Below are 21,668 nucleotides of genomic sequence, written 5' to 3'. Positions count from 1 at the left end.
GAGCTCGACCGAGCTCGCCCGAGCCAACGCTCGGGTCCGATGAGCGCCGGGTCCGATGAGCGCCAGCATCGGCGGTCCGTTCCGCGCAGAGTTGACCACGGGCCGCCCGATGGCGGCCGTGGTCGACCGGCGGAGGGTGGAACGATGCACGTGGTCCCGGGGCTCAAGGTGCTCTACTTCGGCACCCCGGTGGTGCTGGTCAGCACGCGCAACGAGAACGGCACCCCGAATCTCGCCCCGATGTCGTCCGCCTGGTGGCTCGGCCAGTCGGCCATGCTCGGCCTGGGAAACAGCGGCCAGACCACGGCCAACCTGCGACGTGAGCGCGAATGCGTGCTCAACCTGGCGCCGTCGACCCTGGTCGACGCCGTCGACCGGTTGGCGCTGACCACGGGCACACCGGTGGTGCCGCCCGGCAAGCGTCGGCAGGGCTATCGGTATGAGCCGGACAAGTTCGCGGTGGCCCGGCTCACCGAGCAGCCGTCCGAGCTGGTGGCGCCGCCCCGGGTGGCCGAGTGCCCCATCCAGCTGGAGTGCCGGGTGGCCGCGACCCACCCGTTCGGCGGCGCCGAGAACGCGACGGCGTTCGAGGTGGCGGTGCTGCGCGCCCACGTCGAGGAGGAACTGGTGATCCCGGGGACCCGGCACGTGGACCCGGTCGGCTGGGATCCGCTGATCATGAAGTTCTGCGAGTTCTTCGGTGGTGGCCGCAACGTCCACCCGTCCAGGCTCGCTGAGGGCTGGGAGATGCCGCACCGGATGGTGAGCACCTCCGCCTGAGCCGGCCGGCGGGGCCGCCGAGGGCCGCGGGGCTGCGGGGGCTGCGGAGCCGCGGGGGCGCGGGGCTGCGGGGGCCGCGGGGCTGCGGGGGCTGCGGGGGCCGCCGTACCGTCGCCGAACCGGCGCGGGCCGCGGGCCGCGGATTGGCCGCCGACGCCGCCCGGCCGCGCCGGCTAGCGTCGGGGTCATGGAGATCCTGCGGTACGCCGCCTTCACCGACACGCCGAGCGGTGGCAACCCGGCGGGCGTGGTGCTCGACGCCCGGGGCGCCACCGACGCCGAGATGCTCGCGGTGGCCGCCGACCTCGGCTACTCGGAGACCGCGTTCCTGACCCCGACCGGCGAGCGGACCTGGGCGGTCCGGTACTTCAGCCCGAAGGCCGAGGTGCCGTTCTGCGGGCACGCCACGATCGCCTCGGCGGTGGCGTACGCCCAGCGGCACGGCGCCGGGACGCTGCGGCTGGCCACCGCGGCCGGCGCGGTCCGGGTGCGCACGTCCGGCGGCGAGGACGGCGCGTTCACGGCCACCCTCACCAGCGTGCCCCCGCGGACGGTCCCGCTGGCCGACACCGACCTGACGGCTCTGCTGGCCGCGCTGCGCTGGTCCATCGAGGACCTCGACGCGGCCCTGCCGCCGCGGGTGGCGTACGCCGGCGCCTGGCATCCGGTGCTCGCGGCCGGCACCCGGCGACGGCTGGCGGAGCTGGAGTACGACTACCCGGCGCTGGCGGCCCTGATGGCGGCCCGCGACTGGACCACGGTGGACCTGGTGTGGCGGGAGTCGGCGACCCTGTTCCACGCCCGCAATCCGTTCCCGCCCGGTGGCGTGGTCGAGGACCCGGCGACCGGGGCCGCGGCCGCGGCCTTCGGCGGTTACCTGCGGGAACTCGGCCTGGTGGCGGTGCCGGCCGCCCTGAGCGTGCATCAGGGGGTGGACCTCGGGCGGCCGAGCCTGCTGCGGGTGGACATCGGCGCGGACCCGGCCGCCGGCATCGACGTCACCGGGACGGCCGTGCCGCTGCCGGAGTGAGCCGGCCGGAACAACCGCGCGAAGGATGTCATTATCGCGACACACCGGCAAAGGGGTCTTGCCCGGCAAATGGGGCGTACCATCACGGTAGTTGGTGAAAGTTTCGACCGCCGACCCGGTCGGCGGCGTCGCGGGATCCGAAATCCGGGCGGGTCCTTCGACACGCGATTGTGACGGGCCGGGTGATACACCGTGGCCACCCGGACATCTACCATTGGCGACCGTTGGCCGCCGATCACATCCGCCGTCGATGGCGACGCAACGGAAGCCAGCATCCGATCGTGGTCAATGGACAAGGACGGCTGCCATGGAAGCAACCCACGAGGAGCAGCGGCCCGAGCTGGCCGACGTGGCCACGCTCCGGCTCGCCGAGCTGCGTTCCTCGGACGATTCTGTGCTCGCCCGATCGCTGCGCCGCATCCTGGCCGAGGCGGACCGACCGCAGGCCGCCGTCGCCGGGTGGAACTCGGCCGTCTGAGGCGCAGGTGGCCGACCGGACCGGCATCCCGCCCGTCACCACCCCGGCTATCGCGGCTTCCGGCGCGGACGGGTGGCGGCCCACGCCGTTCCACGAGTACGTCCTGAAGGTCCACTCGCGCTGCGACCTGGCCTGCACCTACTGCTACATGTACCAGCTCGCCGACTCCGGCTGGCGGGACCAGCCGCGGTCCATGTCGGACCGGGTGCTGGGGCAGACCTGCCGGCGCGTCGCCGAGCACGTGGCCGAGCACCGGCTGCCGGCCGTCCGGGTGGTGCTGCACGGCGGCGAGCCGCTGCTGGTCGGGCCGTCCCGGCTCGCGGCGATCGCCCGGCGGGTGCGGGCCGCGGTCCCGGACGCCACCGTCGACGTGACGGTGCAGACCAACGCCGTGCTCCTTGACGAGGCCGGCGCGGCGGCGCTGGCCGAGGCCGGCGTCCGGGTCGGGGTGAGCCTGGACGGTGACCGCCGGGCCAACGACCGGCACCGGCGCAGCGCCCGGGGGGACAGCAGCTACGACCGTGCCTGCCGGGGCATCGAGCTGCTTCGCGCCGCCGGCATCCTCGCCGGCATCCTCTGCGTGGTCAGCCTCGACAACGACCCGGTGGGCACCTACGACGCCCTGGTGGCGCACGAGCCTCCGCTGATCGATCTGCTGCTGCCGCACGGCAACTGGACCAGCCCGCCGCCGGGGCGGGGGTCCGGCGCCGAGACCCCGTACGGCGACTGGCTGTCGGCGGCGTTCGACCGCTGGTACGACGAGCCGGCCAGGGTCGGGGTGCGGCTGTTCGAGGAGACCGTGAACGTCCTGCTCGGCGGGGCGAGCCGGTCCGAATCCATCGGGCTGAGCCCGGTGGCCACCATCGTGGTGAACGCCGACGGCGCGCTGGAGCAGATCGACACGCTGCGGTCGACCTACCACGGCGCCGCCGGGACCGGGCTGAACGTCTTCACCCACCGGCTGGACGATGCGCTGGCGCACCCCGCGGTGGTCGCGCGCCAGCTCGGGGCGCGGGCGCTCGCCGCCGGCTGTCGGTCCTGCCGGATCCGGGACACCTGCGGCGGCGGCTACTACCCGCACCGCTACCGGGCCGGCGCCGGCTTCGACAATCCGTCCGTCTACTGCCCGGACCTGCTGCGGTTCGTCGATCACGTCGCCGGCCGGCTCCGGGTCGACATCGCCCGGCTGGCGGTGCCGGCGTGAGTCGGCGAACCGGTCGAGGAAGGGTAGGTCCCGATGATTGAGGTGCACCGGCTGCCGGCGGCCGACTTCGCCGACCTCGCCCGCGGGCAGGGCGGCGTGGACACCATCAACCGGTTGCGTACGGCCCAGCTCAGCCGGCGGCTGCTCGGGCTGCGCGTGCTGCTCGATCTGGCCCGGTCGGCCGAGTGCGAGGGCTGGTACGCGACCCTGGCCGTGGCGCAGGACCGCCATCCGCCCGCCGTGCTCGACGTGCTCGCGGCGCCGCACACCGGGGCCTGGATCGCGGCCACCCTGCGGGCGCTGCGGGCCGGCCGACCGGTGACCGGGGAGCTCGGTTATCTCGGCGCGCTGGCCGTGGTGGCCGCGGCCGCCGCCGGGCTGCCGGCGGAGGTGGTGGTGCCGGTCCACGAGGGCGCGGTCATGCTGCCGCGGCACGGCCGGGTCGCGGTGCCCGGCCGCGCCCAGCTGCGGTTGCGGTCCGCCGACGGCGCGCTGTGGGTGGACGACCGGCGGGTGCCGACCGGCTCGCCCGGCGGCGTCCGCACCGATGCCGGTTCGCCGGCCGGGGCGGGCGCCGGGCCGGTCGGGCACGAGCGCGCGGACGACGGGATGCCGGGCTGGCAGCCGCTGCGCACCATCGCGGCGACGGCGGCCGGGCTCACCGTCCGGCTGTGCCTCGACGATCTCGACCCGTATCGCAACTGCGGGCAGCGGGCGGCCGCGGAGCGGCTGGACGCCGCGGCCGTGGCGGGCTGGCAGCGCCTGCTCGACGAGGCGTGGCCGATCCTGGTCGAGTCGCACCGGGGTTATGCCGAGGCGATCGCCGCCGGGTTGACCACCGTCGTGCCGTTGCGGGCCGTCCGGGCCGATCAGGGCATGAACGTGACCTCGAACGACGCCTTCGGCGCCATGTCGCTGACCCGGCCGGCCGACGCGCTCGGCCTGGCCCTGGCGCTGGTGCACGAGTTCCAGCACGCCAAGCTGTGGGCGCTGCTCGACATCGAGCGGTTGCACGACGATGACGACGAGCCCCGCTACTACGCGCCGTGGCGGGACGACCCGCGGCCGCTGGGCGGCCTGCTGCACGGGGTGTACGCGTTCCTCGCCGTGACCGACTTCTGGCGGGTGCAGCGGCACCACCTGCGGGGCGGCGCCGCCGCCGCCGCCGACCGCGAGTTCGCCCGGTGGCGGGCCCTGGTGTACGAGGCGCACCGCGGTCTCGCCGCCTCGACCTCGTTCACCCCGGCCGGTCGCCGCTTCCTGGACGGCATGCGCGAGACGTTGACCGGCTTCCGTACCGTCCCCGTGCCGGCCGCGGCCGAGACGGCGGCCGGGGTGAGCGCGGCCGACCACCGCATCGGCTGGCGGCTGCGCAATGTGCGACCCGACCCGGGCCGGATCGCCGGGTTGGCGGCCGACTGGCTGGCCGGGCGGGCGTCGGCGGGCGAGCCGGTGCCGACCAGGATCGCCCCGGCCAGCGACGACCGGCTGTTTCGCACCGGCCGGCAGGACCTGGACCGGCTGCGACTGACCCGGCCCGCCCGGTTCCGGGAGGTGTGCGCCGACCCCCGGCTGCTGCCGGAGGTGGCCCCGGAGGCGTGCGCCGCGGACCTGGCCTTCGTCCGCGGCGACCACGCGGCCGCGGTCGGGGGCTACCTGGCCATGATCGCCGAGGCGCCGGACCGGGTGGCCGCCTGGGCCGGGCTCGCCCTCGCCGCGCCTCGCCCGCCGGCGCCGGCCGTCCGGGCGCTGACGGAGTGCCCCGAGGTGGTGTACGCCGTCCACCTGGCGGTCCGGGCGGCCGGTGCGGCGCCGCCGGATCCGCTGGCCCTGGCGGCCTGGCTGGCCCCGCCCACCGGCACGGACGCCCCGGTCGAGGGCGCCGCCGCGGAGGGCCGGCTCGACGGCGCCGCCGCGGATCGCCCGGTCGGCGGCGCCGCCGCGGAGGGCCCGCTCGACGGCGCCGTCGAGCATGGAGTCGCGGCGGGCGGTCCGCCGCTTTCCGCGCCCGCCATCACCGCCCCGACTCCGTGATCGACCGGGTCGCCGTCAGGTGGGCGGCGGCTCGATGTCGCAGTTGAGCCGGGAGCCGGCGACGCCACTCGCCGCCGCCACCGCGGTCCGGGTGTTCGGGTGGTCGTCGCCGAGTTCCTGCCGGAAGACCGGCAGGACCTGGTCGAACAGCTCGATGGCGGCGGCCCGCTCATCGACGGCGTGCAGGCTGACCCCGAGGTTGCTGGCCGCCGCCAGCGTCTCCGGATGCCGTTCGCCGAGCCGGCGGCGGATCCGCTCGTACGTCCGCCGGTCGAGTTCGGCGGCGGCCTCGATGTCGCCCAACCCGAACAGGTCGTTGGCCAGGTTGACCTGACAGGCGAGGGTGTACGGATGATCCTCGCCGAGCCGGTCGGCGAGGCGGTGGTGCGCGGGTTCGGTGAACTCGCGGGCCCGCGTGTGGTCGCCGGTCTTGCGGAGGAAGATGCCGAGATTGTTGGCGGCGGCCAGGGTGAAGGAGTGGTCCTCGCCGAGCACCCGGCGGTACCAGTCGTGCACCCGTTGCGCGGTCTTCACGGCCGCCGGGTCCCGGCCCAGCGCCGACTGGTCGGACGCCAGGTTGAGCGCGCAGGCCAGGGTGTCCGGATGGTTCTCGCCCTGCACCCGCCGCGACCGGGCCAGCGTGTCGCTGGTGAGGTCGTACGCCTCGGCGAACTCGCCCAGCTTGCGCAGCGTCACGGCGAGGCTCTTGGCCGCCCGCAGCGTCTCCGGATGGTCCTCCTGCAGGTCCTCCCGCATCATCGCCACGGTGCTCGCCAGCTGCAGCCGGGACTGCGCGAAGTCGCCGATGTCCCGCAGGTCCCGCCCGTAGTTGGCGGCCGAGAAGAGCGCGTACATGTGCCGCTCACCGAGGTTGTCCCGGCGGCTGTACCAGGCCTCCTCATCCATCCGTAGCGCCTCGTCGAACTCGCCGAGCAGCCGGAGCGACACGCCGAGGTTGTGCGCGGCCAACCAGGTCCGGTCGTCCTCACCGAACGCCTCCTTGGACCGGGCGTACGTCTCGCGGTCCAACCGGTACGCCTCGGCGTACCGGCCGAGCGCCCGGTGGTCGGCGGCCAGGCCGTTCGCCACCGTGATCGTGTACGGGTGGTCGTCGCCGAGTTGGCTGCGCAGCCGCTCGAAGACGTCCGCGTCGATGTCGTACGCCTCCTGGTAGCGCGCCTGCAACCGGAGCGCGTTGGCCAGCTGGAAGCGCATCAGCAGGGTGAGCGTGTCGTCCGCGTCGAAGGACTCCCGCCAGGCCGCCAGCGCCTCCTCGGCCAGCTGCTCGCTGCCCTGCGAGTCGAGCGCCTTCCACAGGTACCGGACCATGTCGATCATCAGCCGGCGGACGTCCTCGACGGGGGACTGGACGGCCCTGGACGGCCCGAGGTGCGGGCGCAGCGCCGCGAACGTCGGCCAGTTGGCCAGGTTGTTGGAGTCCCGCGGGTTCGCCGCGGCCAGGATCTCGTGCACGTGCGCCCGGTTGGCGTCCCACTCGTGGAGCGGAAGGTTGTCCCGGATCACCGCCTGGACCAGCCGGTGCAGCTGGATGCTGGTGGGCCCGGCCTCGACCCGGGCCAGCGCGTACCGGCCGATCTCCCGGATGATCCGCCCCTGCAGCATCGGGTCGCGCAGCGTCCGGTCGAACGGCAGCAGCACGCTGACGAACCGGTCGCCGTAGATGAGCGACATCGGGATCGGCTCGGGGGCGAAGAAGGCGCACACCTCCAGCAGCTTCGCGGCCGCCGGCATCTGGTCGCGCAGCCGGCTCAGCGAGACCAGCCAGGCGGCCGCGGCGGACTGCGGGTAGCTGGCCGGCAGCTCGGTCCGCAGCAGCCGGGGCAGCTCGTGGTCGAGGCGTTCCAGGTACTGCGCCACCGGCATGGCGGTGGCGGCCAGCCAGGCGCCGGCCTGCTGGATGGCCAGCGGCAGGTCGCCGAGCTTCTCCGCGACCCGGTCGGCCTCCGCGGCCGCCAGCCCGGTCACCTGGCGGCGGAGGAACTCGACGCTCTCCTCCCGGCGGAACACGCCGATCTCCAGCGTCTGCCCGTGCCGGGTCCAGGCCTGGTTGCGGGTGGTCACCAGCACGTGCCCGGAGCCCTGCGGCAGGTAGCTCAGCAGCTCCGCCGGGTCGTCGGCGTTGTCGAAAATGATCAACCACCGCTGGTACGGCTCGCCGGTGCGCAACGCGTCCAGCAGCAGCCGGACCCGTTCGGCCAGGCTGTCGCCGGTCGGCAGCTTGAGCTGACCGGCCAGCCGGGACAGTTCGGCCGGCACCATCCCGGTCTGTTCGGCCGGCACCCACCAGACGATGTCGTAGTACGCCTGGAACCGGTGCGCGTACTCCACCGCCACCTGGCTCTTGCCCACGGCGGCCAGTCCGTGCAGCACCTGCGGCGCGATCGCGCCGTCGGCCGCCGCCAGCCGGTTGCGCAGCGCCTCCAGCAGCTGCCGGCGGCCGATGAAGCTGGGGTTGCGCTGCGGCACCGACCAGACCGGCGGCCGGCGGCGGGGGAAGCGTGGCCCGGCGAAGCCCTCCGGCGGCCGCTCGGCGCCGACCCCCGGCTGGCCCACGGCGGTCAGCAGGGCCGCCACCGACTGCTCCTCGGTCAGGTCGGACAGCTCCACCGGGGGGCGGTCCAGGAACGGCGGCGGCACCCGGGCCGCGTCCAGCCGGATCGGGATCAGGAACCGGCGGCCGCCGAGCGGGTCGCGGGCCGCGGCGGCCTTCCAGAACTCCGCGGCCCGCGCCGAACCGACGTACTCGCGGGACAGCAACACGATGATGTGCTGCATGTTGGCCAGCCCGCCGGCCGGGTCGGCCTGGTCCGGGGTCAGCGAGAAGTCGACCTCGCGCTGCAGCACCCGCAGCCCGGCCCCGGTGAGCTGCGCCGCGATCCACTCGGCCCACATCCGGTCCACGGCGGCGTAGCTGACCAGCACGTCCGGCGTGACGGTGGCGCGCGGACGCTCGAACTCGGCCAGCAGCCGCCGGCGCTCCGTCTCGGGCACCGGGTTGAGCCGGTCCACCCGGCCCTCGGTGAGCGCCCCGGCCAGCCGTTCAAACGCGGCCAGCAGGGAGTTTTCCTGCAGGGACCGGTCGCCGAACGGCGCGAGGATCTCCTCGTACGCGTAGAAGGGCTTGTACGGGATCTCGACGTCACCCCAGTACCGCTCCAGCGCGGCGGGCGCCAGGTGGCTGAGGAACGGCGCGAACCGCGCCCGGGCGTAGTCCCGGCCGGCCTCCAGCTTGAGCTGCTCGGCGTCCTCCACCCGCATCGGCACGGGCAGCAACCGGACCGGTTCACCGACCCGCTGGCCGCGGATGGAGTGCGCCACCGCGGCGGCGCCGTCGATGCTCTGGGTGCTCATCGTGAAGCAGTCGACGACGATGTCCGGCAGGCGCACCGTGCAGATGCCGGCCGTGTCGCTCAGCCCGGTCCGGCTGTCGATCAGCACGTAGTCGTAGTTGTCCCGCATGCTGCGGCGCAGCGCCTCGAGGAAGATGCCGCCGCCCAGCCGGTCGTAGAAGCTGTGCCAGTCGAAGGTGCGGACCGACTCCGAGTAGGAGGCGTCCTGCTGACCGGCGGGCAGGAAGTCGATGACGCCGCCGTCCGGGAAGGACCGGTCCAGCGAGAAGGCGAACTGCAGCACGTCGGCGTACTGCTCGTACCAGTTCGGGTCGTCGCCGCCGTGGTCCGGCTCCCGGACGGTGGCCTTGGCGAAGCCGCGCATCAGGTCGATGACGCCGGGGGAGCCGCGCAGCTGCTTGTCGCGCAGGAACGGGTGCAGGTAGCGGTGCAGGCCGGGGGATTCCAGGTCCCAGTCCACCGCGAGCACCTTGTGCCCGTTGCTGGCCAGGATCCACGCCGTGTTGGCCACCGCCATGGTCCGGCCGGTGCCGCCCTTGTACGAGTAGAAGGTGACGATCTTGCCAGGTCCGGAGGATGTCACGACGCATCCCTCCCCTTGGGTTTCTAGGGTGATTGCAACTGCGGCCAACCGCCCGCGGTGTCACCGCTCGGTCTGCGGTGCACCCGGCCCTCGACGAAGAGGCGGTTGACCGCCACCTCGAGCACCACCTGCAGGTCGGATTCGAAGGCCTGGTGGGTGAGGATGCTGGTGCGGAACATGACGTCGTCGGCCCGGGCCACCCGGCTGGCGAAGATGGCCCGCAGCGAGTCGGACAGCTCCCGCCAGTGCAGCTGGGTCTCCGAGTCGTCGTGGCTGGCCGGGATCATCACGGCCGACGCCGGCGTACGCGGCTCCCGATCCTGCTGGTCGTACTTGAGCAGGGCCAGCCGGGCCTGATCGACCCGGGTGGCCCACGGATCGACCAGCAGCACGAGGATGCGGTTCTCCTGGCTGGCCACCTCGGCCGAGGGACCGAGCTCGGCGAGATCGGCCACGGCCGCCGCGAAGCTGCGTCGGGTGGCCACCGCCACCGCGTACTCGCCGAGCGGCTGCGACATGGTGGGCTGGTACGGCGCCCAGTCCACCGGACGGGCGCCGTGATAGTCCAGCGAGGCGCGGATGGATCGCATCTCGTCGGTCGAGCCGGCCGCCACGACGAACTGCACGGACAGCGTGTCACCCCGGTCCGGCCCGCGCTCCGGAGAGGACGGTGGCGTCGGCAGCGCCCGGCGCCCGCCGGGCACCGACCGGAAGGCGTTCGGGATCTCGTCGAACTGCGGCAGCTCCTCCGGCTGGGGCAGCTCGTGCGTGTCGGCGGTCTCCACGATCCGGTCGGCCAGCGCGTCCACGAAGTCGATGTACGCCTCCCGGTTGCGCTGCAACCGCAGCAGCTGGCGCAGCCCGGTCTTCCGGTACGCCTCGCCGAGCACGTCCGAGTCGTACTGCAGGGCGCTGGCCACCTCCGGCATCCGCCGCGGCGGCAGCCAGAGGATCGGCAGCAGCGCCGAGGAGGGCTGGCCGGTGTCCCGCTCGTACCGTTCCGCGCGGCTGGCGAAGACGTGCCACTCCCGGCCGCACGCCTCGCTGGTGAAGTAGCGCGGGCCGCAGAGCGCGATGAACGACCGGCAGGTGCTCAGCGCCGAGACGAGCCGCTCGGACCAGGCCGCGCCCAGCTCGATGCTGTGCATGTCGACGAAGCCGACCTCCTGGCCCCGGTCGAGACCGGCGCGGACCCGCACCTCGCGGCTCAGGTCCCGGTAGAACTCCTCGACGAAGACGTCGTCGTCCCCTCGCGCGTAGCTGAGGAAGAAGTACAGCACCCACACCTCCGGACCGCCCGCGTCTGCATGCCGGATGCTGTGCTCAGGCGAGCCGTTCGGGACCGCTGGCGACGAGGGCTACCTGACCGAGAGTATATAGAAGTCAACCAACAGCAATGCGCCGATGATTTCGATGGGTGTAACTATTGTCGTTCCCGCGTGGTACGCCTAGCCCCGGCGAGCGCCATCGGGCCAGAGCACGGTGACCGGCAGGCCGCGCTCCCGGGCCGCCCGGACGACGTGGGCGGTGGCGCCCAGCCGGTCCGACGGCCGGCCGTCCCAGACCGCCACGAGCAGGTCCGACCGGCGCAGCAGCTCGTCGTTCGCGGCCGCGTACGCGGCCCGCCCGCTGCGCGGGAACGGCATGTAGGACACCGATCCCGCCCGTTCCAGCAGGTCGTCGAAGTCGACCCGGTTTCCCGCCGGCACGGCGGCCCGCCGGTAGTCCAGCGCCGGGATGATCGCCTCGTAGCTGCCGCCGAGCGCGAGCACCGCCCGGGCGAACAGCTGGTCGGCGCCGTCGGCCAGGCAGGTCACGCCGTGCAGGTCGGTCCCGGCGTACGGCGCGAGGAACCCGGCCAGGCAGTCGTACACCAGCTCGGCCGTGCCGTCGGCCAACCGGACGTGACCGGTGATCCCGATCCGCGGCATGCGCCCCCGTCCCCGGTCATCTGGCCCGCACCCGGACGATGCGGAATCCCGCGTCGGCCAGGATCTCAGGTAGCTCCCGGATCTCGCTGTAGTTGCGCTCCCGCATGTCGTCCGAGAGGTCCTTCCAGTCGACCACCGCGGGGTGCAGCCGGCGGTCGTCGTCCCGCTGTTCGCCGTACGACCAGCCGGCGTCCCGGCGGGCCCTGGACCACCGCTCGTGTTCCAGCTCGGCCAGCAGCTCCACCTCGGGCTCGGCGAGCGCGTACTCCGGGCTGGGCCCGACCCGGGGATAGAGCGCGCAGCCGACCCGGGCCAGCTTGCGGCCGATGTCCCGGGCCTGTTTCCGGTTGGACTCCCGGGTCGCCGGCGGCAGCTCCTCCCACGGCACCAGCGCCGGGTTCGTGGCCGGGGTGTCGCCGTTGCGGCGTCGCTCCAACACGTACGCCTGGTGGATGGCGCGGCCCAGCCGCTCGACCAGGTCCTCGCCGATCAACCGGGGATCGCAGGCCGCCTGCACCACCCCGTACGGGCGGACCGCCCCGGCCGCGCCGCCGAGCAGGTAGTCCGGCTCGGTGTCGAAGACCTCGCGGAGGCTGGCCAGCCGCTCCAGCCGGACCACGATCGACCCCGGCCCCGGATGCCACAGCTGCTCGGCCAGCAGCGCGGTCTTGAGCGCCCACTCGTCGTCGTCGCGACAGATGTAGACCCGATCCGGCGGCAGCGGGAAGCTCCCGTCGTCGAGCAGCTGCGGCAGCCCGCCGTCGAACGGGGTGACCCGGCAGGAGATCGCCAGGAACGGATAGCGGTACGCCAGGTCGGCGGCGATCGCGGTGGCCCGGTCGTCCACCAGGGCCAGCCGGAGCGGGGCGTCGTCCCGCAGCCCGCTGCGGCGCCAGCGCCGGGCCAGCTCCACCAGCACCGCCTGGCCGAAGTTGGAGGCGCCCAGCAGCACGATCCGGGGCGGCCCGCCGCCGGGCAGCGGCACCGGCGGCTGCTCGGCCAGCAGCTTCCGGGCGGCCAGGTCGTCGACGTTGAAGAAGGCCAGCCTGGTGGCGTCCGGCTCGCCGCCGCCGAGCACCCGGGCCTGCAGGGCCAGCCCGAACTCGGGGTCGTCGACGTGCGCGTACACGGCGAGCGGGCTCTGCCGGCCGGTGCGTGCGGCGGCCAGCGCGATGGCCGTGTTGGTGGCGCTGTCGGTGGTGCAGGCGTACAGGGCGCGGGCGTGCGCGATGCCGGAGGCGCGCAACGCCTCCGGATCGCGGGCCGCGCCGGTCACGTGGGTGTCCGGCGAGTTGGTCAGGGCCGTCGAGGGCTCCACGGCCACGGCGTTGGACGGGATAACCACCACCCGCTCGCCGTCCGCGCGCAGCCGCCGGACCAGCGTGCCCGCCACCATGCCGTCGCCGCAGACGATCACGTGACCGCGCAGCCGCCGGGTACGCCAGCGGCGCAGCTCGGTGGAGAAGATCGCCCGGGCGGCCTCGGCCAGGGCGTACGCGGTGAACGCCGGTGCGGTGAACCGGGCCAGGTCGAGGGCGGGATTGAACGGGCCGCCGTTGTCCAGCGGGGGTGAACCGAGCACGAACAGCTGCAGGTCGTAGTAGAGGATGTCCAGCGGAGCGCTGCTCATCTCCGGGTGGCCGCGCAGGTAGTGGGCCAGGCCGAGGTACCCGGCGAGCACCGACGTGAGGCCCAGGACCGCGAACGCCACCCGGAGCAGCACCGCGGCCGGGGCGCGGGCCGACCCCCCGGGACCGGTGTCGGGCAGGCTGTCGGGCACGGCGGCCACCTGTCGTCGCGGGTGATGACGCACCGCAAGCGTACCGTCACCTGCTTCCCGGACGCATCCACCCGATTCGCCGGACGGTCGCCTGCCGACCGATGAGTTTCCGGGGCTCGGGGAGTTTCTATGAGTATGGAGAACCAGGTGCTTGAGACCCCCGAGGTCGATCTCGGCTACGACGTACGCGGACCGCTGCCCACCGCCGACGGGCGGCCGCCGCTGCTGATGATCGGCCAACCCATGGCCGCCAGCGGTTTTCGCGCGTTGGCGTCGCACTTCCCCGACCGCACGGTGGTCACCTACGACCCGCGTGGCCTCGGCCGCAGCACCCGCAAGGACGGTCGGGTCGATCAGCGGCCCGAGGTGCAGGCCGGCGACGTGCACGCGCTCATCGAGGCGCTCGGCGCCGGCCCGGTGGAGCTGTTCGCCAGCAGCGGTGGCGCGGTGACGGCGCTCGCGCTGGTGACCGCGTACCCGAACGACGTGACCACGCTGGTGGCGCACGAGCCGCCGCTGATCCCGGTCCTTCCGGACGCCGAGGCGGCCGCGCGGGCCCTGGCCGGCGTGCGGGAGGCGTACCGGAAGGGGGGCTGGGGGGCCGGCATGGCGGCGTTCATGGCGATGTCGTCCTGGCCGGGCGAGTACACCGACGACTACTTCGCGCTGCCGGCGCCCGACCCGGCCGCGTTCGGGATGCCGACCGAGGACAACGGCGTCCGGGACGACCCGCTGCTGTCCGACCGGGCCGACGCGATCACCGCGTACCGTCCGGACGTGGAGGCGCTGCGGCGGGCGCCGACCCGGATCGTGGTGGCGGTGGGCGAGGAGTCCCTGAACACCTTCACCGGACGCACCGCGGAGGCCACCGCCGAGGCGCTCGGGCAGAAGGCCACGGTCTTCCCGAGCCATCACGGCGGCTTTGCGGGCCCCGAGGGCGGCTATCCCGGACAGCCGGAGGCGTTCGCCCGCAAGCTGCGCGAGGTGCTCTCCGACGCCGGCTGACGGGTCGGCGACGCCGCCTGGACGGGGGGCCCGACCGGCCGGGCCCTCATCCGGAGCGGGTGCGCGTCCTCAGGCGGCCTCCAGGGCCGCTTCGGCCCGGTCCAGGTAGTCCCACCACTCCTCGTCGTCCCGATGACACGAGGACAACAGGTTTGCCGCACAGACGAACGCGAGTATCACGACGTTCTCGGATGGGACCTCGGTGCCGAACGGTTGACCGTTCAGCAGGCGAACCAGATAGCTGGTTACCTCTTCTGCGGTGGGTGCCGCCCAGGCCTCTCCGCGGGCGATCTCGGCAGCCACACCACGAATCTCTTCCTCGGTTGGCTTGCCGTTGTGAATGTCGATCATGATGAGGTAAACGAGAGCCGTGGTCAGTTCCACGGCTCGCGCGGTCGGTTCGCCCGCAGGCAGGGCCTGTAGCCGCTCATCGAGGACGTCGAAGTCGCGTATCACCGCCGCATGAATGGCGTCGCGCACCAGCGGCTCAATCTCGGGATCCACCTTCATCCTGGGTCTTCCGCCTTTCAGCTAGGGTGTTGCGCCAGGCCTTGGCAGCGCTCACGGCCGCCGCCGTTCCCAGCAGCGATCCAGCTATCGTCTTGGGAAGGGCCGGCATGAACTCCGAGACCGTGGCCCATGCCGCCCCCAGCGATGCTGCCCAGAAGCCGACGGCCTCTGCCGTTGCGCGCTCGCGTCGGGGCGGACGCTCGCGCTTCGGCAGATCGGCGTTACGTCGTGCCCTGGAGGCGTCTGAGGCGTTCCGGGGCACCCGTTGTCCGGGCGAGGTCGTGACGGGTGGTCGGCCTGATGCGCTACCACCACCCCCGGTCAGTTTCCCAGCGCTTGGGCTCTCGCGATAGTCTGCTGCACCTGCTGTTTGCTGGCCGGCGTACGGGTGGCGACCTCGCCCACGGCGCTAGCGAGTTGGCCAAGGTGGCCCGCCAGTTGGGTGGAACCCCCCTGGAGCGCGGCCGCCACCAGCCGTTGCGCCTCTGCCACGTCCTGCTTCGCGGCCAGCAGCTTGCCCTGCGCCTCGTCCAGCTTCCGGGACGCGGCGGTCAGCTGGGCGATGATCTCTGCGGTGCTCAACGGTCCTCCCTCGGCAGGCCGCAATGACGTTGAACTCACCGATCGTGATCGTGCGCCTGCAGCGTATGTGAGAGCGTCCAACATCGATGTCCTGGTCGTGCGGGGGTGCCCGCGTTCGATCGCGGGAAAGGAACTACTAGACGCCGCATAATACCGTGGCTATTATGTTCCGCATGGTACCGGTGGACGGCCCTGACGACGCGGCCGAGCGGCAGGCTCAGCTGCTGCGCGGCTGCCTGGACATGTGCCTGCTCGCCCTGCTCGCCGTCGAGCCGGCGCACGGATACGAGCTGGTCCGCCGGCTCGACACGGCCGGCTTCGGCGCGGTCAGCTACGGCACCATCTATCCCCTGATCACCCGGCTGCACCGGATGGGGCTCGTCGCCAACGCCCCGGAGTCGAGTCCCAGCGGCCCACCCCGCAAGGTCTACCGGCTCACCGACGCGGGCCACGACCGGTTGCGGGTCTGGCGGGAGCAGTGGACCCGGTTCGCCGGCGTGGTGACCACGACCCTCGCGCACCGTCCATCGAACTCAGGAGACGACCATGAACACGTCGATGCCGGTCGTTGACGGCCTCCTCGCCACCGCCGACCGGGAGTGGCGCGCCCTCGGTCTGCGTCCGCACGACCGCGCGAGGCTCGTTGGGGACCTGCGCGCCGAGCTCGACGCGGCCGCGGCCGAAGGCCTCGATCCGGCGGAGTTGCTCGGCCCGGACCCCGCCGGGTTCGCCCGCAGGATCGCGGAGGAGGCGGCCACGAAGCCGATTCCGCCGCGGTACGGCCAGCTGCTCGGGGTGGCGAGCGCCGGCGGGATCCTCTCCGTGCTCCTGGGATACTTCGTGGTCAGCGGCCTGACCGACGCGTTCGCCGCCGTGTTCGACCTGCCGCGCGGCGTCCGCGTACCGCTGTGGTTGGCCGCCGGCGTCTTCTACGCCGGTGTGGCCGCGGTCGTCGTGGCCGGCGCCGTCCTGGCCGTACGCCTCGCCCTGCGGGACGTGCCCGGGATCCGGCACACCGCGGCACGGATGGTGGTGCTGCTACCGCCGGCCCTCGCGGTCGGGACCGTGGCGGCGGTCGGATTCGGCTCGGCGCTCGACTTCCGGCTCACCCCGCTGGTGATCGGGACCGAGGCGGCCCTCGTCCTCGTGGCCTTCCTGCTGGCCACCGGGCTCGCCCGCCACTGGTCCGTGGCGGCGGCCTGAGGCGCGTGCCGCGGCGCCGCCCCACCGGCCGCAACCCCCGCCGCCCTGCTCGCCTCCCGTCGAGGTGGGTGCTGCGCGACCGGGCGTTAAGAAGGGCCCCTTCCTATACAAAAAGCGATAAGAAGGGGCCCTTCCTTTCGGCTCAGCCGGGCAGGCGGGGGCCGGCCTCGCGCTGCTCGGCCAGCCAGGTCTCCACCTCGTCGGCGCGGCGGGGGAGGCCGGCCGACAGGTTCACCGAGCCGGTCGCGGTGACCACGATGTCGTCCTCGATGCGTACCCCGATGCCGCGCAGCTCCTCGGGCACCAGGTCGTCCTCGGGCTGGAAGTACAGGCCCGGCTCGACGGTGAGCACGTAGCCCTCGGCGAGCGTGCCGTCCTTGTACGTCTCCTTGCGCGCGTTCGCGCAGTCGTGCACGTCGATCCCGAGCATGTGGCTGGTGCCGTGCAGGGTCCACCGGCGGTAGATCGTGGACTTCTCGTCCATCGCCTCGTCCACGCTCACCGGCAGCAGCCCGAGGTCGGACAGCGCCTCAGCGAGCACCCGCATGCTGGTCCGGTGCACGTCCTTGAACGCCACGCCGGGCTTGATGACGTCGATGCCGGCCTGCTGCGCGGCGTACACGGCCTCGTAGACCTGCCGCTGCAGCGGGCTGAACCGCCCGCTCACCGGCAGCACCCGGGTCACGTCGGCGGTGTAGAGGTTGCGGTTCTCCACGCCCATGTCCATCAGCAGCAGCTCGCCGGGGCGGGTCTGGCCGGTGTTGCGGACCCAGTGCAGGATCGTGGCGTGCTCGCTCGCCCCGACGATCGAGCCGTAGCCGACCTCGTTGCCGTCGTGCCGGGCGCGCAGCGCGAAGACGCCCTCCAGCAGCCGCTCCCGCACCGGCCGGTCGGCCGGCAGCACCCGGGCCACGTCCTCGAAGCCGCGGACGGTGGCGTCCACCGCATCCTGGAGCTGGGCCAGCTCCCACTCGTCCTTGACCAGCTTGTGTTCGGAGATGGCCTGGGCCAGCTCCCGGTCCCGCGGCGGGGCGTCGTCGGACCGGCCCGGCTCGTCGTACGGCCGGACCGCCGTGTCCACGCCCGGGTCGAACCCGCGCAGCACCCGGGTGCGCCGCGGGGCCAGGTCGGCCAGCGCGGCCGGCAGCTCGGCCAGGTCGGCCGTCTCCACGCCCAGCTCGGTGGCCTTCTCGGCCAGCGCGTACCGGCGGCCGACCCAGAGCTCGCCGTGCCGGCTGCGGAAGAACTCGTCGCTGTCCCGGCCGGTGCGCGGGCGCGTGTAGAGGGTGGCGTCGTGGCCCGAGCCGGTCGGCCGGAGCACCAGCACGCCGTCCGGGTCGTGGTCGCCGGTGAGGTACGCGTAGTCGCTGCCCGGCCGGAACGGGTAGTCGGTGTCGTTGGCGCGTACCTTCTCCGTGCCGGTGGGGATCACCAGGGTCTCGCCCGGGAAGGCCGCGGAGAGCGCGGCCCGGCGCTTGGCGTAGTTCGGCACCTCGGGGCGCGGGCCGACCGGCAGCGTGTCGTCCCGCCAGCCGGAGCGCATGAACTCCAGGAACTTCTCAGGGAAGTCCGGATCGTGCGATTCGGTGCCTTCCGGCGTCACCGTCTGTTCCGGTCGCTCCTCGGTCATGATCGCTCCTCGCCGCCGCGTGCTCGTGCCGCCTGCTCGTCCCGCCTGCGACCGTACCTCGGTTCGGGGCGCCGGCAGAGCCCCCGGTGCCGGCACGGGCGTCGGGCCCGCGTGGAAAGATGACCGCCATGTGCGGACTCCTGGCCTTCTTCAGCGCGCACGGCAACGCCGCGGCGCACCGCGACGCGATCGGTGGGGCGCTGGAGTGCCTCCACCACCGCGGCCCGGACGAGACCGGGGTGGAGGTGATCTCCGAGGGCGGCTACGCGGACGCGATCTTCGCGCACAAGCGGCTGGCGATCATCGATGTGGCGTCCAGCCACGAGCCGCTGCCGTACGCCGGCGGCCGCTACCTGCTGACCTTCAACGGCGAGATCTACAACTACATCGAGCTGCGGGACGAGCTGGTCCGCACCTACGGCGCCCAGTTCGCCACGGCCGGGGACGGCGAGGTGATCGTCGCCGGCTACCACTACTGGGGCGAGCAGGTGCTGCGCCGGCTGCGCGGGATGTTCGCATTCGTCATCTGGGACCGGCAGGAGCGCAAGGCGTTCGGCGCCCGGGACTACTTCGGGATCAAGCCGCTGCACTACCTGGAGACCCAGGACGGCTTCTACCTCGCCTCGGAGAAGAAGGCCCTGCTGCCCTTCGCCCCGTCCGCGTACGCCGGGGACGCCGGGGTGGACACGGCCAACCTGTCCCACTACCTCACCCTGCAGTACGTTCCGGAGCCCGGCACCCTGCACCGCGGCATCAGCCGGATCGGCTCGGGCGAATACCTCACCTGGAGCCCGGGCAGCCGGGCCGAGGTCCGCCGCTGGTACCGCCCGGTGTTCCGGCCGGCTCCCGTGCACGACGAGCAGCACCTGTACGCGGAGATCCGCGAGACGCTGCGGGAGAGCGTCCGGATGCACATGCGCTCGGACGTGCCGGTCGGGTCGTTCCTGTCCAGCGGCATCGACTCGACCGCCGTGGTGGCGCTGGCCCGCGAGTTCAACCCGAACATCCTCACCTTCACGGTCGGCTACGACGTTCCGGGCTACTCGGAGATCGAGGTGGCCCAGGACTCGGCCCGGCACCTGGACGTCACCACGATCCCGACGAAGATCGGGCCGCAGGACATGATGGAGGCGCTGCCCCGGATCGTCTGGCACCTGGACGACCCGGTGGCCGACCCCGCGCTGGTGCCGCTCTACTTCGTGGCCAAGAAGGCCGCCGAGCACGTCACCGTGGTGCTCTCCGGCGAGGGCGCCGACGAGTTCTTCGGCGGCTACACGATCTACCGCGAGCCGCTGTCGCTGAGCGGCGTCAACGGGCTGCCCGGCGGTGTCCAGAAGGGCCTGCGGGCGGTCTCCAAGGCCATCCCGCAGGGGGTCAAGGGCAAGAGCTTCCTCGAGCGCGGCACCACGCCCATCGAGGAGCGCTACTACGGCAACGCGCGGATGTTCACCGAGGAGGAGAAGCGGCACCTGCTGCGCCGCTACGACCCCTCGGTGCGGTACACCGACGTCACCGCGCCGATCTACGCCGAGGCCACCGAGCTGGACGACGTCACCAAGATGCAGTACGTCGACCTCTACACCTGGCTGCGCGGCGACATCCTGGTGAAGGCCGACCGGATCTCCATGGCGCACTCGCTGGAGGTGCGGGTGCCGTTCCTGGACCGTGAGGTCTTCGAGGTGGCCTCCCGGATCCCGGTGGATCTGAAGCTGCCGCCCCGCTCGGACGCCACCAAGTACGCCATGCGGCAGGCGCTCAACGGTGTCGTCCCGCCGGCCATCGTCAACCGGCGCAAGCTGGGCTTCCCCACGCCGACCCGGGTCTGGCTGCGCGGCGAGATGTACGAGTGGGCCCGGCACGTGATCGCGAACTCCGGCGCCGGCGAGCTGCTGGACCTGCCGTACGCGCTGCGGCTGCTGGACGAGCACAAGCGGGAGGAGGCCGACCACTCCCGCAAGGTGTGGACGGTGCTGGTCTTCTGCGTCTGGCACGCCATCTTCGTGGCCAAGACCCTCGACCCGGGCATCCGGCGCAACCCCTCGGCGCTGCTCACCAAGCCGGTCGTCGGCAGCATGGTCCGCTGACCAGTTGAAAGGAAGGGCCCCCTGTTATCGCTTTTGATATAGCAGGGGGCCCCTCTTAACGTCCGCGTCGGGTGACTCGCCGTCAGCGACCGGTGCAGGTGACCGTCGGCAGGCTGCTGGTGCCGCCGGCGAGGAAGCCGAACGTGGTGCTTCCCTCCGGCGCCACGGTGCCGTTGTAGGAGACGTTGCTGACCGACACCGTCGATCCGCTGGTGCTCAGCGTGCCGTTCCAGACCTGGTTGATGGTCTGACCGCTGGGCAGCGTCCAGGTGGCCGTCCAGCCGGACCAGGTGCTGGAGCCGTGGTTCATGATCTGGACCTCGCCCTGGAAGCCGCCACTCCAGGAGTTGACCACCTTGTAGATCGCCATGCAGGTGCCGGTGGGCGGGGGCATGGTCGGGGTCGGCGACGCGCTCGTCGGGGTAGGGGTCGGGGTCGGCGAGGCGCTCGTCGGCGTCGGGGTCGGGCGGGTCGGGGTGGGCGTGGGGTTGCTCGGGGTGGGCGTCGGGTTGCCGCCCGGGCCGACGCCGGTGACCTCACCGTTGCCGCCGTCGAAGGTCACGTCCGAGCAGCCGAAGAAGTTCTCCTGGCTGTCCGAGCGGACCCAGCGGGAGTAGATGATGTGCCGGCCGCTCTTGTTCGACGGCAGCGTGCCGGTGAAGTAGTAGTGCCCGTCGTTGGTGCCCGGACCGCCGATGGCCGGCGGGTTGGTCACGGTGAGGAACGGGGTGCTCTCCAGGTCGCTCCAGGCCAACGGCCGGGTCGGGCTCCAGCTGTCCTTGGTCACGTAGTAGTAGAACGTGCCGGGGTGCTGCGCCCAGTTGCTGTAGTCGAACTCCATCGTCCGGCCGGCGGTCAGGTGCGTGATCGGCCAGTCGTTCCGGGCCAGGTCGTACCCCGTGAAGTTGGGGTTGCCGCCGCTGCACAGCGAGCCGTCCGGGATGAACCCGGTGGTGCGGCCGCCGGCGTCCGAGCGCAGCACGCTGAACCAGTTGTAGAGCGAGTTGGTGCCGCTGATGCCGACGGCGGCGGCGCAGGCCGGGTTGTTCGGCTTGATCTCGCCGGTCGTGGTGAGCCCGTCCTTCCAGCACAGGTAGGTGCGGGCGCCGGGCATCATGGCGGCGCCGTGCGCCGCGGCGGACTGTGGCAGCGTCAGCGCCGCGGCCGCGACGGCGGTGCCGGCCACGACGGCGAGCGCCGCGACCCTGCGTACACGATTCATCGATGGTCTCCCTGCCGGGGATTCGGCCACCGGCGTGCGGTGGCGTGCGGGATCGTGCGTCCTCGGACCGTCCGGTCCGCCCCCGGCCGCCGCTGGTGGCGGTCGGCGCGGCCGGCGGCCGGCGTCCATCGGTCGAGGACGCGGAACGCGCATGCCCGGCTGAGGTCGGGCGGCGCCTGACGGCCCTGCGCCTACCCGATGCGGGCATTGCAGCACGGATCGGGGACCGAAATCAATAGAG

The 21,668-nt window shown here is 73.0% G+C and carries 17 protein-coding genes; 9 read left to right on the top strand and 8 right to left on the bottom strand.

The annotated features are described in order from the left end of the window. Positions 1–144 precede the first annotated feature (144 nt). The 5 genes from ACFFHU_RS17940 (at position 145) to ACFFHU_RS17920 (ending at position 5,526) form a co-directional block, all read left to right on the top strand. Positions 145–780, top strand: coding sequence for a flavin reductase family protein (locus tag ACFFHU_RS17940; RefSeq protein ID WP_377340367.1), 636 nt, complete (start codon positions 145–147; stop codon positions 778–780). A 187-nt stretch (positions 781–967) separates the two neighbouring features. After that, on the top strand, positions 968–1,810 hold the full coding sequence (locus tag ACFFHU_RS17935; RefSeq protein ID WP_377340366.1) for a PhzF family protein: 843 nt from the start codon (positions 968–970) through the stop codon (positions 1,808–1,810). A gap of 307 nt (positions 1,811–2,117) precedes the next feature. After that, positions 2,118–2,288: an FxSxx-COOH cyclophane-containing RiPP peptide gene (gene fxsA, locus ACFFHU_RS17930; RefSeq protein ID WP_377340365.1), complete on the top strand. Its 171-nt coding sequence runs from the start codon at positions 2,118–2,120 to the stop codon at positions 2,286–2,288. A 7-nt stretch (positions 2,289–2,295) separates the two neighbouring features. After that, a complete protein-coding gene (locus ACFFHU_RS17925; RefSeq protein WP_377340364.1) occupies positions 2,296–3,492 on the top strand; it encodes an FxsB family cyclophane-forming radical SAM/SPASM peptide maturase in 1,197 nt (398 codons plus the stop codon). 33 nt (positions 3,493–3,525) lie between these two features. Further along, the gene (locus tag ACFFHU_RS17920) at positions 3,526–5,526 is read left to right on the top strand and encodes an aKG-HExxH-type peptide beta-hydroxylase (RefSeq protein WP_377340363.1); all 2,001 of its coding nucleotides are present in this window, start codon (positions 3,526–3,528) and stop codon (positions 5,524–5,526) included. Between the two features lie 15 nt (positions 5,527–5,541). On the opposite strand, the gene fxsT is transcribed toward ACFFHU_RS17920, so the two are convergent. The 4 genes from fxsT to ACFFHU_RS17900 all read right to left on the bottom strand — a co-directional run bounded on the left by fxsT (position 5,542) and on the right by ACFFHU_RS17900 (position 13,191). Then, positions 5,542–9,480, bottom strand: a complete 3,939-nt coding sequence (gene fxsT / locus ACFFHU_RS17915) for an FxSxx-COOH system tetratricopeptide repeat protein (RefSeq protein ID WP_377340362.1) — start codon at positions 9,478–9,480, stop codon at positions 5,542–5,544. A 23-nt stretch (positions 9,481–9,503) separates the two neighbouring features. Beyond that, positions 9,504–10,760, bottom strand: a complete 1,257-nt coding sequence (locus tag ACFFHU_RS17910) for a TIR-like protein FxsC (protein ID WP_377340361.1) — start codon at positions 10,758–10,760, stop codon at positions 9,504–9,506. A 168-nt stretch (positions 10,761–10,928) separates the two neighbouring features. Next, positions 10,929–11,411 (bottom strand): hypothetical protein, encoded by a 483-nt coding sequence (locus ACFFHU_RS17905; protein WP_377340360.1) that lies wholly within the window; start codon positions 11,409–11,411, stop codon positions 10,929–10,931. Positions 11,412–11,427: 16 nt separating this feature from the next. Next, positions 11,428–13,191: a RyR domain-containing protein gene (locus ACFFHU_RS17900; RefSeq protein WP_377340359.1), complete on the bottom strand. Its 1,764-nt coding sequence runs from the start codon at positions 13,189–13,191 to the stop codon at positions 11,428–11,430. Between the two features lie 129 nt (positions 13,192–13,320). On the opposite strand from ACFFHU_RS17900, the gene ACFFHU_RS17895 reads away from it, so the two are divergent. Beyond that, the gene (locus ACFFHU_RS17895; RefSeq protein ID WP_377340358.1) at positions 13,321–14,196 is read left to right on the top strand and encodes an alpha/beta fold hydrolase; all 876 of its coding nucleotides are present in this window, start codon (positions 13,321–13,323) and stop codon (positions 14,194–14,196) included. A 69-nt stretch (positions 14,197–14,265) separates the two neighbouring features. On the opposite strand, the gene ACFFHU_RS17890 is transcribed toward ACFFHU_RS17895, so the two are convergent. Together ACFFHU_RS17890 and ACFFHU_RS17885 are read right to left on the bottom strand one after the other, a co-directional pair. Next, positions 14,266–14,700, bottom strand: coding sequence for a hypothetical protein (locus ACFFHU_RS17890; RefSeq protein WP_377340357.1), 435 nt, complete (start codon positions 14,698–14,700; stop codon positions 14,266–14,268). Between the two features lie 327 nt (positions 14,701–15,027). Then, a complete protein-coding gene (locus tag ACFFHU_RS17885) occupies positions 15,028–15,288 on the bottom strand; it encodes a DUF6244 family protein (protein WP_377340356.1) in 261 nt (86 codons plus the stop codon). A 164-nt stretch (positions 15,289–15,452) separates the two neighbouring features. Between ACFFHU_RS17885 and ACFFHU_RS17880 the strand changes: the two genes are divergently transcribed. Continuing rightward, positions 15,453–15,860: a PadR family transcriptional regulator gene (locus ACFFHU_RS17880; protein ID WP_377340355.1), complete on the top strand. Its 408-nt coding sequence runs from the start codon at positions 15,453–15,455 to the stop codon at positions 15,858–15,860. Beyond that, positions 15,835–16,491: a hypothetical protein gene (locus ACFFHU_RS17875; protein ID WP_377340353.1), complete on the top strand. Its 657-nt coding sequence runs from the start codon at positions 15,835–15,837 to the stop codon at positions 16,489–16,491. The genes ACFFHU_RS17880 and ACFFHU_RS17875 overlap by 26 nt, the downstream gene beginning before the upstream one ends. A 142-nt stretch (positions 16,492–16,633) precedes the next feature. Here ACFFHU_RS17875 and ACFFHU_RS17870 read toward each other — a convergent pair whose 3' ends face one another. Continuing rightward, the gene (locus tag ACFFHU_RS17870) at positions 16,634–18,121 is read right to left on the bottom strand and encodes an aminopeptidase P family protein (protein ID WP_377340352.1); all 1,488 of its coding nucleotides are present in this window, start codon (positions 18,119–18,121) and stop codon (positions 16,634–16,636) included. Between the two features lie 128 nt (positions 18,122–18,249). On the opposite strand from ACFFHU_RS17870, the gene asnB reads away from it, so the two are divergent. Next, positions 18,250–20,205 carry an asparagine synthase (glutamine-hydrolyzing) gene (gene asnB / locus ACFFHU_RS17865; RefSeq protein ID WP_377340351.1) on the top strand — a complete coding sequence of 652 codons (1,956 nt, stop codon included), beginning with the start codon at positions 18,250–18,252 and terminating at the stop codon, positions 20,203–20,205. Positions 20,206–20,287: 82 nt separating this feature from the next. Here the strand turns inward: asnB and ACFFHU_RS17860 are convergent, their stop codons facing one another. Continuing rightward, positions 20,288–21,427, bottom strand: coding sequence for a lytic polysaccharide monooxygenase (locus tag ACFFHU_RS17860; protein ID WP_377340349.1), 1,140 nt, complete (start codon positions 21,425–21,427; stop codon positions 20,288–20,290). Positions 21,428–21,668: the final 241 nt, after the last annotated feature.

Source organism: Plantactinospora siamensis, from assembly GCF_042434095.1.
Taxonomy (GTDB): Bacteria; Actinomycetota; Actinomycetes; order Mycobacteriales; family Micromonosporaceae; genus KBS50.
Note: the sequence above shows the minus strand (reverse complement) of the source record. Positions and strands in the feature narration are given on the sequence as shown.